This is a genomic window from Pseudoalteromonas sp. SR41-4 (assembly GCF_014163985.1).
In the GTDB taxonomy this organism is placed as follows: Bacteria; Pseudomonadota; Gammaproteobacteria; order Enterobacterales; family Alteromonadaceae; genus Pseudoalteromonas; species Pseudoalteromonas rhizosphaerae.
The window spans coordinates 1-14631 of sequence record NZ_JACJEI010000055.1; the positions used below are offsets into that span (position 1 = coordinate 1).

General features: G+C 40.8%; 12 protein-coding genes and 1 pseudogene. 4 read left to right on the top strand and 9 right to left on the bottom strand.

The window, feature by feature from the left end; translation table 11 throughout:
• Positions 1-151 precede the first annotated feature (151 nt).
• From H5180_RS22755 to H5180_RS22765, 3 genes are all read right to left on the bottom strand, one after another.
• Positions 152-538 carry a nuclear transport factor 2 family protein gene (locus H5180_RS22755; RefSeq protein ID WP_182759196.1) on the bottom strand — a complete coding sequence of 129 codons (387 nt, stop codon included), beginning with the start codon at positions 536-538 and terminating at the stop codon, positions 152-154.
• 208 nt (positions 539-746) lie between these two features.
• Positions 747-1628, bottom strand: coding sequence for an MBL fold metallo-hydrolase (locus H5180_RS22760; RefSeq protein ID WP_182759197.1), 882 nt, complete (start codon positions 1626-1628; stop codon positions 747-749).
• Between the two features lie 67 nt (positions 1629-1695).
• Positions 1696-2343 carry a DsbA family protein gene (locus tag H5180_RS22765; protein WP_182731890.1) on the bottom strand — a complete coding sequence of 216 codons (648 nt, stop codon included), beginning with the start codon at positions 2341-2343 and terminating at the stop codon, positions 1696-1698.
• A gap of 117 nt (positions 2344-2460) precedes the next feature.
• Between H5180_RS22765 and H5180_RS22770 the strand changes: the two genes are divergently transcribed.
• The gene (locus tag H5180_RS22770) at positions 2461-3354 is read left to right on the top strand and encodes a LysR family transcriptional regulator (protein ID WP_145241538.1); all 894 of its coding nucleotides are present in this window, start codon (positions 2461-2463) and stop codon (positions 3352-3354) included.
• Positions 3355-3374: 20 nt separating this feature from the next.
• Here the strand turns inward: H5180_RS22770 and H5180_RS23710 are convergent.
• Positions 3375-3795: pseudogene (locus H5180_RS23710) on the bottom strand (transposase); the annotation flags it as partial.
• Between the two features lie 26 nt (positions 3796-3821).
• On the opposite strand from H5180_RS23710, the gene H5180_RS22775 reads away from it, so the two are divergent.
• Positions 3822-4601, top strand: coding sequence for a hypothetical protein (locus H5180_RS22775; RefSeq protein WP_182759198.1), 780 nt, complete (start codon positions 3822-3824; stop codon positions 4599-4601).
• Between the two features lie 433 nt (positions 4602-5034).
• Complete coding sequence (locus tag H5180_RS22780; protein WP_145241534.1) at positions 5035-5304, top strand: transglutaminase family protein; 270 nt, start codon at positions 5035-5037, stop codon at positions 5302-5304.
• A gap of 34 nt (positions 5305-5338) precedes the next feature.
• On the opposite strand, the gene H5180_RS22785 is transcribed toward H5180_RS22780, so the two are convergent.
• The 4 genes from H5180_RS22785 to H5180_RS22800 all read right to left on the bottom strand — a co-directional run bounded on the left by H5180_RS22785 (position 5339) and on the right by H5180_RS22800 (position 11900).
• Positions 5339-7867 (bottom strand): excinuclease ABC subunit UvrA, encoded by a 2529-nt coding sequence (locus H5180_RS22785; RefSeq protein ID WP_182759202.1) that lies wholly within the window; start codon positions 7865-7867, stop codon positions 5339-5341.
• 715 nt (positions 7868-8582) lie between these two features.
• Positions 8583-9473 carry a hypothetical protein gene (locus tag H5180_RS22790; RefSeq protein ID WP_182759199.1) on the bottom strand — a complete coding sequence of 297 codons (891 nt, stop codon included), beginning with the start codon at positions 9471-9473 and terminating at the stop codon, positions 8583-8585.
• 477 nt (positions 9474-9950) lie between these two features.
• Entirely contained in the window at positions 9951-10472 is a 522-nt protein-coding gene (locus H5180_RS22795) for a hypothetical protein (RefSeq protein ID WP_145241529.1), read from the bottom strand.
• Between the two features lie 423 nt (positions 10473-10895).
• Entirely contained in the window at positions 10896-11900 is a 1005-nt protein-coding gene (locus H5180_RS22800) for a transposase (protein WP_182759200.1), read from the bottom strand.
• A gap of 261 nt (positions 11901-12161) precedes the next feature.
• On the opposite strand from H5180_RS22800, the gene ltrA reads away from it, so the two are divergent.
• Positions 12162-13517, top strand: coding sequence for a group II intron reverse transcriptase/maturase (ltrA, locus tag H5180_RS22805; protein WP_259399612.1), 1356 nt, complete (start codon positions 12162-12164; stop codon positions 13515-13517).
• A 68-nt stretch (positions 13518-13585) separates the two neighbouring features.
• On the opposite strand, the gene H5180_RS22810 is transcribed toward ltrA, so the two are convergent.
• Positions 13586-14047 (bottom strand): hypothetical protein, encoded by a 462-nt coding sequence (locus H5180_RS22810; protein WP_182759201.1) that lies wholly within the window; start codon positions 14045-14047, stop codon positions 13586-13588.
• Positions 14048-14631: the final 584 nt, after the last annotated feature.

Below are 14631 nucleotides of genomic sequence, written 5' to 3' on the forward strand. Positions count from 1 at the left end.
GTGCTAGGTGCTAGGTGCTAGGTGCTAGGTGCTAGGTGCTACAGAGTTGAACTTAAGCGTTGCCTATTGGCAACGCTTTTTTTATGCACGAGATTACGAAATAAAAGCGCACCTACAACATACTTGTAGTTGTTATTAAAAAACTACTTTTTTACATGACATCGCTAACGGTTTTACTATCAACAAATTGTTCAAAACTGATGATCTTACCCTCTTTGAGTATCCATAAATGGGCGACTCTGGCCTTAAAAAATTTGCCTGTGGTTTTATTGGTTCCGCTATAGCTGCCATAAGCAAACACCTTGTCGCCAGCAGCAACATAGTCTTCTACCGCAAAATTATAACCATTCCATTCACAGCCTAACCGTACAAATACTTTTTTTTCAATTTCATCAAAGCCTTGGTAGGTTCCGGCATATGGAAAACCAGCGGCTTCCGTCCATTGTGTTTCGTTTGTTATATAACGCTTGAGGTTTTTACCGTTTTCTTCTGAGGTCTTACCTTCATAAGTACTTTTTACAATATCAAGATTGGTCATCGATTTAGTCTCCAGATTAAAACTATTGTAATGTTCTAATGACGATATTTTGGCAGTGGTACTGCATGCTTGAAGCATAGCCAAAGCCATTACTATCGTGATTACTCGCGGAATTCCCCCCATGAAATGAAGCCTGTACAAAGAGTTGAACAGACCTTTCAAACTGCAAGCAGCTTGAAAAGCCCTAAATAAATTTAAGCTGTAGTAATTAGCCCCAAGGCATCTCGCCCATAATAACTTTGGCACTTAACGCCAATACGCTATCGCCGCCAATATTTGGATAGCTTGCTTTCATTTTACTCATCAATTCACTTGAATTAGCTGAAGACTTGGCTGCAGCTTCAAAGTCTTGAATGTATTTGCGAGTAAAGTGCACCGCTTCAATAGTCAATGGCTTATCACCTAACATATGACCAGAGATCACAGTTTTAGGATGCAGCTGCTTAATAACATCAAGGGTTTTATACCAACTTTGACGTGATTCAGGTGTTTGCGTATCTGCTAAAAAAACATGCATGTTGTTAAATACCACAACACCACCCAACATAGTTTTAGTCGAAGGGATCCATACAAAAGTATGTTTTGGATCATGACCGTCAAGACCAACAATATTCACTTTTTCACCATCAACCAATAAGGTGTCGCCTTGCAATACTTCTGGCAAAACTAGTTTTTGCGGTGCGTTTTCTTTAAGAATTGGCCCCCAATAAGCCTTTTTAGGCGCCATTGACGCTTTAATATAATCTCGGGTTTTAGCAGTTGATAATACCTTAGCATCAGGATAGGTCTCGGTGATCACGTCTAAGCCAAAATAATAGTCAGGATCACCATGACTAATGTAAATAGTGGTTAATTTTTTACCTGATTTTTTAATCAACTCAACCACTGATTGTGCGTCATTACGCTGAAATTGCGCATCAACTAAAACCGCTTCGGTTGGACCGCTGATCAACACCGAACTAACTGGGAACGTGCTTTTTTGTTGTGGATTAAACACACTGGTTTCAAGTGTTGCACTAACCGCATTGGCAGATACTGCCATCATTGTAGCAAGCGTGCTTGCCTGAATTAATTTAGATAAAAATGTCATAGTAGCCTCTAAAATGTCGCTCATTTAGCGAGTAAATTGGGTGTTTTTAAACGTGTAAAATTATTGGTTAATCAATCGTATTAATTAATTGTTTTACATAAGCTAACCACTGCTGTGGCTGACCGTAATAACGCGAGTGGTCTAATTTAGTAAATGCGCCATCGCTGTGCTCAAACGCAAGTGTTGGAAACCCACTACCGCCAACTAAATTCAACATCTGCCGCGCTTTAATTATTTGCTGCTGCGTTTTTTCGCCACTAAAAAGGTCAAACGCATTTAAAAAAGCCCTAGAGCTAGCACCAAGTTGAGTGGCTATGTTAGCTAAATTAGCTATATCAGACTGAGAACGGCCAAGTACAAATTGATCAACTTGCATTCTATGCAGCATGGCAACAGTATTAAGACCTAAAGATCCACCAGCTAATAGCGCCGTGATCGGCGTATCTGAATCTAAAATTCGCTGCTTATCATCTAATAACGTTTCATAATAAGTTGGACTAAATACTTGCCCCGTTAAACTCGTGATCCTGTTATCCATGGCGATTATTTGCTGATGAAAATCAGCTGATAACTGACGTTTATTAGCCCCTGAAAATAAGCCGCCGCCATACAGCTTAATATCTATTGTTGTTAATTGAGTGAGCTCATCAATCAGCGGTGCGACGGCATAACACCAACCACACTGCGGATCCATAATGAAATGCAAGGTCTTCATTTTATTTTCCTGTCAGCAGTATTAAATTTATGAAACAAGTATAAATTGCAAATATGTTGCAATAAACATCACAACAGGCAATAGTTAATTGCATATATCGAACATATAGGAAATAAAATGGACAGGATCACCGCAGCTCAAGTCTTTGTTAGAATTGTCGAGCAAGGTAGTATGGTCAGCGCAGCGCATTCGTTAGATATGTCGCGCTCGATGGTAACTAGGTACTTAAGCGAAATGGAAAGTTGGGCGAATAGTCAGTTATTACATCGCTCTACGCGTAAACTCACGCTCACCGCCGCAGGTGAAAAAGCTTTTGTAAATTGTCTGTCGTTATTAGATTTAGCCAAACAAGTGTCTATCCCTTTAGAGCAAGATCATGTCGCACAACCTGAAGGGTCGATCCGTATTTCTTGCTCTCAATTTGTCGCCGCTAATTTATTGCCAGCAGTAATTGATCAGTTTTTAGATGAGTATCCCAAAGTACATATAGATATTCATATCAGTAACCAAGTAACTAATTTAGTTGAAGATAGAATCGATCTAGCAATACGTATTACCAACGACTTAGACCCCAATATCATTGCACGCCCGCTGGGTCGTTGCCGCTCAGTGTTATGCGCCACCGAAGATTACCTAAATCGTTTTGGTTACCCTGTTTACCCTGATGATTTGGCCAAACATAATTGCTTAATTTATTCTAATTTTGGAAAAAGTTTGTGGCATTTCAGCAAAGAAGAACTCGCGGTTGTTACTTCAGTCGCCGGCAACTTCAGTGCGAATGAATCAATGCTCTTACTTCAATCAGCACTCAAAGGACGCGGTATCTCTTTGCAACCTAAACATGCCGTACAACAGTTGATCAATGATAAAAAGCTGGTTCATGTGCTCCCCAACTATGAGCCAGCGTCCTTAGGTATTTACGCCATATACCGTTCTCGCAAACATCAATCTATAGCGATTAGAAAGTTACTCGAGCGCCTAATTGCGCATTTTGAAAAAACAGACACTTAAAAATATAAATAACTTAAAATTAATAAGCGCATAAACCAGCTAATGCTACTTAAACGCTCGTGGTATTGCTCAATCGTTTGATTCAAAAAGGTGAGCTCTGTTTTACTCAATTTTACATCTTGCAAATACTTTTTCGTCAATAACGTAGCTGTACACAGCTTATGCCAGCGTAGAATTATAGCTTTGTCATTAAGTCTATTTGCTTTTTATCATCAACTTAAGTGCTAAATGCGTGTGATTACTCATCACTGCATACGCACACACATCAATGCAACTACCTTACTTAGCCAATTTGAGTAGTTTATCTTCTACCCAGCCTCTGCGGTGCTCGTAGGACTGACCTGTAAAACGGTCTTCACCGCATAAAACAGTACGGCGTACACACAGGGAAATACAATGACCAAATTTTAGGCTGAGTGTCTTGCTTATTGTCTTGCTTATTGTCTTGCTTATTGTCTTGCTTATTGTTGAGTAAACCAAGACTTAGTAATTCAACTCTAGCGAATACCACTGAAGCGATAACCTCATTTACGCCACTAACCTTTGGTACTTATACTGCTTCGGTTAGTGTAACGGACTATGCAGGTAATACGGTTGTAAAGCAGATTTTAATTGCTGTTTCTATGCATGATGTTAGCTGGCTTGGCACTGTTAGCGGTCGTTTGGTTGATTCTTTAAGGCGCGGCCTCGCTAATGTCGCTCTCTTTTCAAGTGAAGCAATAACAGACAGTTTATATTTCTCTACGGATGATAATGGCTATTATCAAACAGTAATAGGCGTAGGAGCAGAGAAGAAATTTAGCATTATGGGTTTTAGCTCTCCATTTATGTCTGCTAACGTTGTGACAGATCAGCAGGTAACTGCCAATCACTTTATTATTGACTTAGGAACAAAAACAGCATTTATTAAGCAGAATGTCCGTATTGGTATAACTGCTTGTGGAGGATATAGTGGCCCTACTGAGCTTGAGCTTAGATTTAACGCATTAGATTCCTCGTTAGAGGGGGGTGAATTAGATCAGCGCGTCTATAGCTCTCAAACAATTACCATTGGCAAAACCAGTGAGTTTTCACTATTAGCACCTTTTTTATATCGTGTTGATACAGATGATTATCCTGTTACTTGGATAAAAAACACCGAAAAAGGAGATTATGATAGTAAGGAAGAATGGCAATTAGATTTACGTGCTAACTCAAATGATGTTGTTGAGCACACATTTGAAGTCTGTGACCAGCTCACCCCATAATGATTAAAGCTTGCTTGATAAACCTTTATCGAATTTTCAGCTTAGTTCGATTCAATTTATCTTAATAAGAAAAGCTTTTGTACTAGTACAGAAGCTTTTTTGTATAGTAAGTGTGGGTTATCTTTTAGTTGTTATAGTCTCAGTCAACTCTTTTAGAAAACATAAAAAATCAAACTAGACAGCCACTTTTATTGAGCAACCAAAACTGTGTTACCAAGCTTGCTCTTTTAGATTAAAAATCATCCCTTTTTATATCATCACTCACACAACGTTTTTAAATGAGTAGATATCACTGATTTTTAGTGAGACGTTCAAGCTCTATATCACCTAGATACACCAAGATTTTAGTATTGAATATCGCGAAGATAGCCCACCATTACCCGCTAATAAAACCTTTAAAATTAACAAAGGATCTTGTACTGACTTGTCTTAAATGCAAATTAATCTGCTGCGCCATTTTGGCATTGCCGTGCGTTTTGTCAGCGGCTATTTCTATTTTGATATGGAAACCCCTTCGATGAACTGCACGCTTGGCAGAGGTTTTTTACCTGGTACAGGTTGGTTAGGTTTTAACCCCAACCATGGTATTTTGACTGATAATACCCACTTTGCTGTCGCGTCCAGCGCCCCCCGAAAACACCATGCCTATTTATGGTGGTATACGGGGCAGCGCAACATCGCAATTAATCACCAACTTAAGTAAAGAAAAACGTCGATAACCTAAAGTCAGGCTAATGCTAAGGCGACAAAAAGGGTGCTGTTTGGCTGGCCTTTGACTTAGCGACATTGGCCGGTGGTCCTTGAGCAACAATATTCCCACCTTCATCGCCCGCACCAGGACCAATATCAATGACCCAGTCACTACGGCTCGCGACCTGCATATCGTGTTCAACCATGATTACGGTGTTACCTGCGTCTACCAGACCATTTAATTGCAACATCAACATAGCAACATCTGCGGGATGAAGGCCATTAGTGGGTTCATCGAGAATATACAAGGTGTCACCGCGTTGCGCCCGTTGCAACTCAGTAGCTAATTTTATCCGTTGCGCTTCACCGCCCGATAATTCGGTAGCAGGCTGACCAAGCCTTAAGTAGCCGAGCCCCACTTGCAACAAGGCATCCAAAGCGCGCGCTATTAAAGGCTCATCCATAAAAAATTCACGGGCAGTTTCAACGGTTAAATTAAGCACTTCAGCGATATTTTTATCTCGATAAGTAATATCGAGCGTTTCGTCATTGTAACGCTGCCCTTGGCATACCTGACAAGGCGAATAAACACTAGGCAAAAACAACAATTCGACACTCACAAATCCTACACCTTCACAATTCGAACAACGCCCCTTAGCTACATTAAACGAAAAACGCCCTGCGTTGTAGCGCCTCGCTTTTGCTTTGGGTGTGGCGGCGAATAGCTTACGTACATGATCAAACAAACCGGTGTAAGTGGCAAGGTTTGAGCGTGGTGTGCGGCCAATAGCTTTCTGATCCACGGTCACTAAACGTCGGATGTGCTGTATGCCATCAACAATTTTACCGCTGGTGGCGATTTCTAATTCTTCCTCAAGTAAATCAGTCTCATCATTGGGTGCCTCGACGGTATTTTGCTGACCAAGGGCATCAGACACAAGCTCCACCAGCGCCTGACTGACTAAACTCGATTTTCCTGAACCCGATACACCGGTAACGCTAGTCATAAGCCCTAGCGGAAACTCAATGTCGATATTCTTCAGGTTGTTTCGCTTAACCTGAACTAATTTGAGCCAAGCATTCGGCTGTCTTGGCCTATGTGCTGCACTGTCATCTTTATTAAACACAAATCGACCAGTGTGAGACTCGGTTACCTCGCGTAAGCCCTCAAGCGGACCACTGTAAATAATTTCTCCGCCATGGGTTCCAGCATTGGGACCTACATCAACAATCCAATCTGCATGGCGAATAACGCTAACATCATGCTCTACCACAAATACTGAATTACCCGCTGCGATTAATTCATCTAAGGCACCTAGCAATGCTTGAGTATCAGCGGGATGCAGACCGGCTGAGGGTTCGTCTAATACGTAAACGACACCAAATAATTGAGAGCGGATCTGCGTTGCAAGGCGCAGGCGCTGTAGTTCGCCCGGAGATAACGTGGGCGTACCACGTTCAAGCGACAAATAACCCAAACCAAGTCGAGTAAGCGCTTCAACACGAGTAAGAATATCGCTGGCAATACGCTGTGCGACGATGGCTTTTTCTCGATTAGCGGTGTTATCGTTGGGCTTGCTATTAGCAGTATCCTTTAACCGCAACGCCAACTCAGTCAGCGTCAATTGCGACAATTCACCAATATCAAGTCCAGCAAATTTAACCGACAGTGACGCTTGTTTGAGTTTTTTTCCCTGACATTCGGGGCATTGAGAAATCTGCATAAACTGCGACACCCGCTTTTTGGTGCGCGGGCTTTGCGTAGTAGCAAATGACTGCAAAATAAAACGCTTGGCGCTTGTATAGGTCCCCATGTAATTGGGCTTTTCCCCTTTATCAATTGCTTCTCGTATTTGGCTAATATTGTAGTCTCGATAAACCGGCACTTCAGGGGTTTCATCGGTAAACAAAATCCAATCCCGCGTTTTTTGTGGCAATTTTTTCCAGGGAATATCAACTTCATGGCCCAATGCAATCAAAATACGCAATAAGTTTTGCCCTTGCCATGCTGGCGGCCATGCCGCGATAGCGCGTTCCCTAATGGTCTTGCTGTCATCTGGTACCAACGACTTCTCTGTCACTTCAAATACACGACCTATACCATGGCATCGCTCACAAGCGCCCTCTGGGGTATTTGGCGAGAAGGCGTCAGCGTAAAGTATATTTTGACCTGTTGGATATTGCCCTGCACGGGAATAAAGCATGCGCAAGCCATTAGAAATCGTGGTAACGCTACCGACAGAGGAGCGCACCGATGGAGTTCCTCGCTGCTGTTGCAGTGCTACTGCTGGCGGTAACCCTTCGATTGAATCAACATCTGGCTCCTCTACTTGATCAATCAAGCGACGGGCATAAGGCGAAACAGAATCTAGGTAACGACGCTGAGATTCCGCAAACAAAGTGCCAAAGGCCAATGACGACTTTCCTGAGCCAGAAATACCAGTAAAAACCACCAAGGCATTACGGGGCAAATCAACATCAATGTTTTTTAAGTTGTGAACCCGTGCACCTCTAACTTGGATACATTCATCAGGCTCGATATAACTAGGTTTGTTTTTTTGTCGAACGATTGTTATCTCCTTTTTTGTAGCGTGTTGGCATAAAAAAACCACCTTACGATTTTATAGATATGGAGGTTGATGATAAATTAGCAAGGCTAAAATTATTCAGCATAATTGATTGGAATGAATTTATTTTGGCAGGATAAGTCAGACTTGACTCCTTACCTAATGAAAGAGCCATAACATCTCAAACCATCTCTTTATACATGCCACGGCTTTAAAACCCCGCTGACTCGCCATAGCCTTACCAATACGGCTGTTTTGCATGGACTTCGATGGGGTTGCAAACCTCGTCAGTCAGATCTAATATTTATCGGAGCGATACCAGCACTTCAGAATCACGATAATCCCTATGCCTATAATTCTCTGTGTACGCTTCACCAATCTTGTTCGTGTGGTGCAGTCTTCACAGCTGAAAAGCCATTGCTAATCCCGCACTCCGCCAAATGCGCAAAACTCAATACAGGTGGTTGGTTAAACCTTACCCGACAGGGTCTTACACTCTGTAAGATGGATCAAGCCTAGCCTGACGCACCAATATCGACATTAACGAGCTTAAAATAGTTTGTTAGAATTTTGAGGAACGAAGAAAATAAACTGTTTTAAGTCCCAGTTTAATTATTTGTTAGCCTTCCGATTCAATGAATGAATCAAGTTCTTTTAGTAATAATAGCTCTACGGTCTTTTTCTCCATTTTAGCCAACTCTTCTATACTGTAATCTTTGCCTATTTATTTAACTAAAATATAGCCTAAGTAATAACCTCTGCGATATGGCAAATTTGTCTCATCCTTTCTGAAATTGAAGAATGAAGAATATATTTCAGGGTTTTTGGAGTAAAACTTTCTCTTAAGATCAGTAAGCGAATAAAGCAGTCTAGAGCGGACATTTTTAATCATACTGTCAGGTATGTTTAGCATCAATTCATCATTACTCGCGGACGAATTCAACTGGTGTGACACATACGTTGCTAAGCCCTCAGTCCAAAGCGAGCACCAGAGTTCATCATTACATTGAAAAAAGTTTTCATGATAGACATGAAATAACTCATGATGAAAAAATGGGGTGTCATTATTCCAGTTATAGTATTTAGCCATTAGATCTACACCAAACATTAAGTAAGACTTACCCTTCAAATCACGTGTTGCACCATTAAACCTACCGAGCGAATGAAGTATATATATTGGTATTTCAGATTTAAAATCTGCAAAAATAGCAATAAATGACTCCATGCTGCCATTTAAATCCTTAGATAGCTGATTGCTTTTTAATAAGTATACTTTTTCTATCTCACTGAAACTTTCAATGGATTTAACAAAGTTCTTATTACTATAAAAGGGTTCAAACTGAGTGGTAAAATATTGTGAAAACCGCTCTGCTCTCTTTTCAGGGGATAACTTTTTGCTTGACTGATATACAGAGTAAAAATCATCAGCAAGATTAATTATTTCGTAGGCACCTAGTTGGTCGTGGGCAAGTGTTTTAAATGACAATATCCCAAATACAAGTATTGTTAGTAGATGAATTTTAGAAAAATTTCGCATAATTCTGATAAATAATCTCAGTAAGGTTAACGAGCCTGCAAAATTACTCGTTTTTATTTTTATTGATGCATAAACCATAGCCAAGTTCCTATTTTGATTCAATCGACAACTGACTTTCACATAAAATATAAAACAGGATTTGCTGTTGCTTTAATTGGCGTTTTTAAAAGTGTTTGAGTGGCTTATTTGAGGTGATAAGGGCTTACCTTTATTAATGCATCGTGTTTTACGCATGCTGATATTAGCCTTTAAAATAACCCTCATTTACTTCTCTTTCTCTGCTCTTTGTACAAAAAACTTTTAATTGAATTATTCACAAATAGGTTAAGAGGCGCTGCGCTTTAAAGGAGTATAAGTAAATGCTGTGCTAATAACGTAAGGATTATTGCGCAGCGACCCTTATATGTATTTGCCATAAGCTACTTGCTTAACAGCCACATCGACAGACGAAGTAAACGAATTTGTTTATTGGTTTAGAATTGACCGTCACTGAATAAAACGGTCAAATAAAATACTAGTGCCTATTGATAGAGTTAAGGCTCATATGTGTTATGTTTACTTTATAGACAGTGAAGTCATTATTCTCTTACCTATAGGTAACCACTCGTCAGCCTGTTCAGTGGTAGTATTAAATGCCGCTAATAAAAAACGCCCATCAACAGAAGTGCCGTACATAATGTTATGGATTTTGGTATCTATTGCGGGAGTGATTAATTCCATAACCATAAAGGTTTTACCATTTTGAACAATTACCTCATCTCTTAACCAAGTTGCTGACGGGTACATGCTATGAAACATTTTGGATATGGATTTGTGAGCATCTTTAACTTGTGATGGTTGCATTGCGTTGTTTGTGTGATTAAAGGCTAATGTTACACCTCCCGTTTTATCACTTAATACTTCACTAGGTCTTCTTGATGCCGGGTATTTTATTTCTAGAATATCAGAAGGCATTTTCCCAAAGTTTTGTGGGGCAAGAATTGACACTTTTCCACCAAGCGCTTCGATTTTTTTTAATTCTTCTGCCTGTGAATTACCAGTAATGATAAATAACATAAATACATATAATAATTTCATACTTCTCTCTTTGATATCAACATAGCCATCAAGCTACGAATGTAAACATAACGAGCCTGTAGAATTACTCGTTTTTAATTTATTTTTATTGATGCATTAACCATAGCCGAGTTCCTATTTTGATTCAATCGGTTACCTCGATTTTACGTAAAATATAAAAAGAGGACTAGGTGTTGTTTTAATTAGCATTTTGGAAGGGATTGCAGGTGTTTAAGTAAACAATAAAAAGGACAGACACATATTTTGTGTCAGAGAATTTAGCACCTCTCCCGTCATAGGTAACCGTATCATTATTTTTTGCACACTATTAGTGTTAGTTACAGAGCTTAGAATTGAGGTGCTTGGAAAGAATTTTAGGCGAAGCTAGGCCGTCACTTTGTTCAATAGTGTATTTTTAAAACAACCTAATAATGATGCAACTGTTCAGCCTGTGCCTTTGTACCATTTTACATCATTACTGGCGGCTTGCTGCTTTAACCGTTGTTTGCTGCCTACAAAATTTGAGTACTGCTGCCTAAAACGTTGAATTGATTCAAGCCATTGTGCCTCTTCTATATTCAAAGTCAGGAGCACTTTTGGCATAGTTTTGTTGATATGCCCTTTTTTCTTTGGATCTATGTGGCGGCCACTCCAGTCGACTAATTCAATATAATCCAGTAAGGCAAAGGGGATCGTGTGTTTAATGTGATTGCCGCCAAATGGTTTTAACTGTGCTGGTTGGCTTTCATGCTGAATATTATCTTTTTGTTTGAGAAGCTTATTCGCTTTAACCGTGTCTGTGGTAAAGGCTTTAAAGTGCGCTATACGTTCTTGAATTGAGGTGAAATCACTGTCTTCAAGCGTATCGGCTATGTTTGCTCTGATAGGGTTCAAATCAACGTAGGCCATGCAACTGAGCACTGCGGTTTCATCTAATAATGCTTGCGACTTATAGCGCCCTTCCCAGTACTTACCCGTGCAGTTATCTTCTTTATTGGCCTCGCGGGCAATGTACTCATTGAGGTTTTTCATATACCAGCTGATGTCATACAATCTTTCTCGCCATTTAGCGATGATCTCATTAAAAAAGAGCAAACTTGGCTTATCTAACTGCTCACCTTTTAAGTGGCGGTCGACTAAAAAGTGGCCGTTATAAAGCTGATACCAGCGTTTAATTACTTCATCATCGGACCAATCAAGTGCTTGACGCCTATTGACGTTCACAACAAGGTGGTAGTGATTGCTCATAATCGCGTAGGCAGCAACTTCAATGGCGAACACACTACTTAATAACTTAATTCGCTCTACTAACCACTCCCTACGATGATCAAAGTTTTTACCTGTGTATTTATCATCACCACACAAGAATGCACGTCTCACGCATCGTGAGATTAAGTGATAATAAGATGTCGATGCTAAATCAATAAGCTTTTTTCTTGCGCGAGTCATAATATATCAACTTCATCAGATACTGTATGTAATAACAGTAGTTGATGCTATGATTTTTGCAAAAAAAATGTGCCTGTCCTTTTTTACTCAACCTATAGCGAGCGAAATAGCAGTAAACAAGCGTTAGTTTAGACGCGCTTTATCGAGTAATCGCTAGAGTGATTCGTCAGAAGTCAGCAGACGGCATAGTAGCCAAACGCCCATCGTAATGGAGGGGACACGGTGAAGGCCTGAACATCTTAACCAGAGGAGAAACTACAAATGAACTTGAATTCACATAGATCACCGTGTTGTGATAGTGATGAACAGCGTTCGACTGTGAATAATACCTCGAATGAATATAACCAAACAGATCATGACCTTATGGCAAGGGTACTAAGCAACCACAATATTAGTGCATCATGGCAACATGTTAAGCGCAATAAAGGGGCTGCGGGTATTGATAATATGAGTATTGAGGAATTTAATGACTTCGCTAAGTTACATTGGCTGGGTATTAAACAACAATTACTTAACGGCACTTATCAACCCTTGCCAGTCAAACGCGTGATGATACCCAAACCTGATGGCGGTGAGCGAATGCTTGGGATCCCTGCTGTTATCGACAGAGTGATCCAACAAGCCATTGCTCAAGTGATCAGCCCTTACTTTGAGCCTAAATTTTCACCACATAGTTATGGTTATCGCCCTCATAAAAGAGCCAGTCAAGCAGTGAACCATGTTCAGTCTTGTGTTAAACAAGGTTATAAAACAGCGGTTGATATCGACTTATCTAAGTTCTTTGATGAAGTAGACCATGACATGCTGATGAATCGTGTTGGCCGTAAAATCAAAGACAAAGCACTCATGCGCCTACTCGGTAAATACTTACGAGCGGGGATCGCAGAGCGCGAAACAGGTCTATGGTTTGAGTCAACCAAAGGAGTCCCCCAAGGTGGGCCATTATCCCCTTTACTTTCCAACATTTTACTCGATGAATTAGATAGGAAGTTAACCTACAAACAACTTAAGTTTGCACGTTACGCTGATGACATAATCATTTTAGTAAAAACCAAAAGCGAAGGACTAATAATCCAACAGGAAATTACTGCGTTTATCACTAAGCGATTAAAGCTCAAAGTGAACGAATCGAAAAGTCGGGTAGGTCCTGTATCAGGCTCGAAATTTCTCGGGTTCACATTCCGTTACGGTCAAGTGCAGATCCACGAACAGGCGCTAAAGAAATTCAAAGCAAATGTCAGGGAACTCACTAACCGCAACTGGGGGATCTCAATGACCCTACAAATTCATAAACTCACACAGTATTTACGCGGCTGGGGACACTACTACCTAATAGCCAACGCCTATCAGCTAACAGTGGATTTAGATAATTGGATCCGCCGTAGGATAAGAATGTGCTACTGGCGACAATGGCGTAAACCTCGCACCAAAGTACGCAGTTTAATGAAATTGGGGGTCAGTGAGAGACTAGCCATAGCATGTGGTATCACCAGCAAGGGGCCTTGTCGAAGCTCAAAAACAAAAGGAATTAACATTGCGCTAGGCAATGACTATTTAGCGTCAAAAGGTTTAGTGTCACTGAGAGATATTTGGATCAATATTCATTACGGGAGGTGAACCGCCCATTGCGGACCCGCATGATGGGTGGTGTGGGGGCTGGAGGTTAGAGACCTCCGGCTACCCGATTATGTTTCAAATGTTAGCTCCTTTTCCAGGGCCAAGAGATGGACTAAAAGTTCAGAAGCTAAAGACTGCAAAATATTTGCATTTTTACTTTTTGACAATACTTCTAGATCACTCTTCCTAAAATCGATAAAGTTCTTACATTCCTGAATAGACAGCCGAACCATTTTCGTATAATTCTTTCGGGTATTTTCATCCATCATTCCTGCTGCACCGACAATATTGCCATTTAGCAATGCGCACATCGAAGCCGTTTCACCGACTGACAGTAAATACCGAAACTCGGATTGCTCTTCAATCGACATGTCCGAAGGAGCACGATTTACAAAAACACCAATTGTTTTTCCAATAAGGCTGCTTCTACTACTAAGGCTTCCCGCAGCCTTAAAGTATTCATTACTATCAGCATACGAATAAGTACTACACAGAGAAATAAGCAAAACAAACGATACTATTATTTTCATTGATTTACCTTGATTCTGGGAAGAACATAACGCTCGCAGCTGCGGACGACTTGTAGCGACGAAGGAGCGGAAAGGCGTTCCGACAGACTGCACTTGTGTACGCCCGACATGGGCATTGACTTATGAGGTGAAAGTCCTCTGTAGGAAGATCACCGTTTAAATAACATTCTGTTATTAAACGATAACTACTAGCGAATGGCAAGGGCTAAATCGCGAGAGATAGTCTGGAGGAAGCCGTTAGCAAATCTGCGAGCTGATGAACAAAAACATCATATGAGGCGTAGGCTGAAGACGAGCTAGCACAAGATAGCGAAATCATGTGATCTAACGGCCACCGTAAATGATGCAGTTGTGCAGAGAAAGTCGATGCACCTTATTCGGGGAGATCTGATAAACACGCATCCGCGCTAACGCTTGGAGGTTACCAGTTAGGGGCTGGTTGATCAACCCTTGGCGCTCTGGTTGCTGCGACCTACAGCGAGCGAAATAGCAGTAAACAAGCGTTAGTTTAGACGCGCTTTATCGAGTAATCGCTAGAGTGATTTATCAGAAGTCAGCAGACGGCATAGTAGCCAAACGCCCAT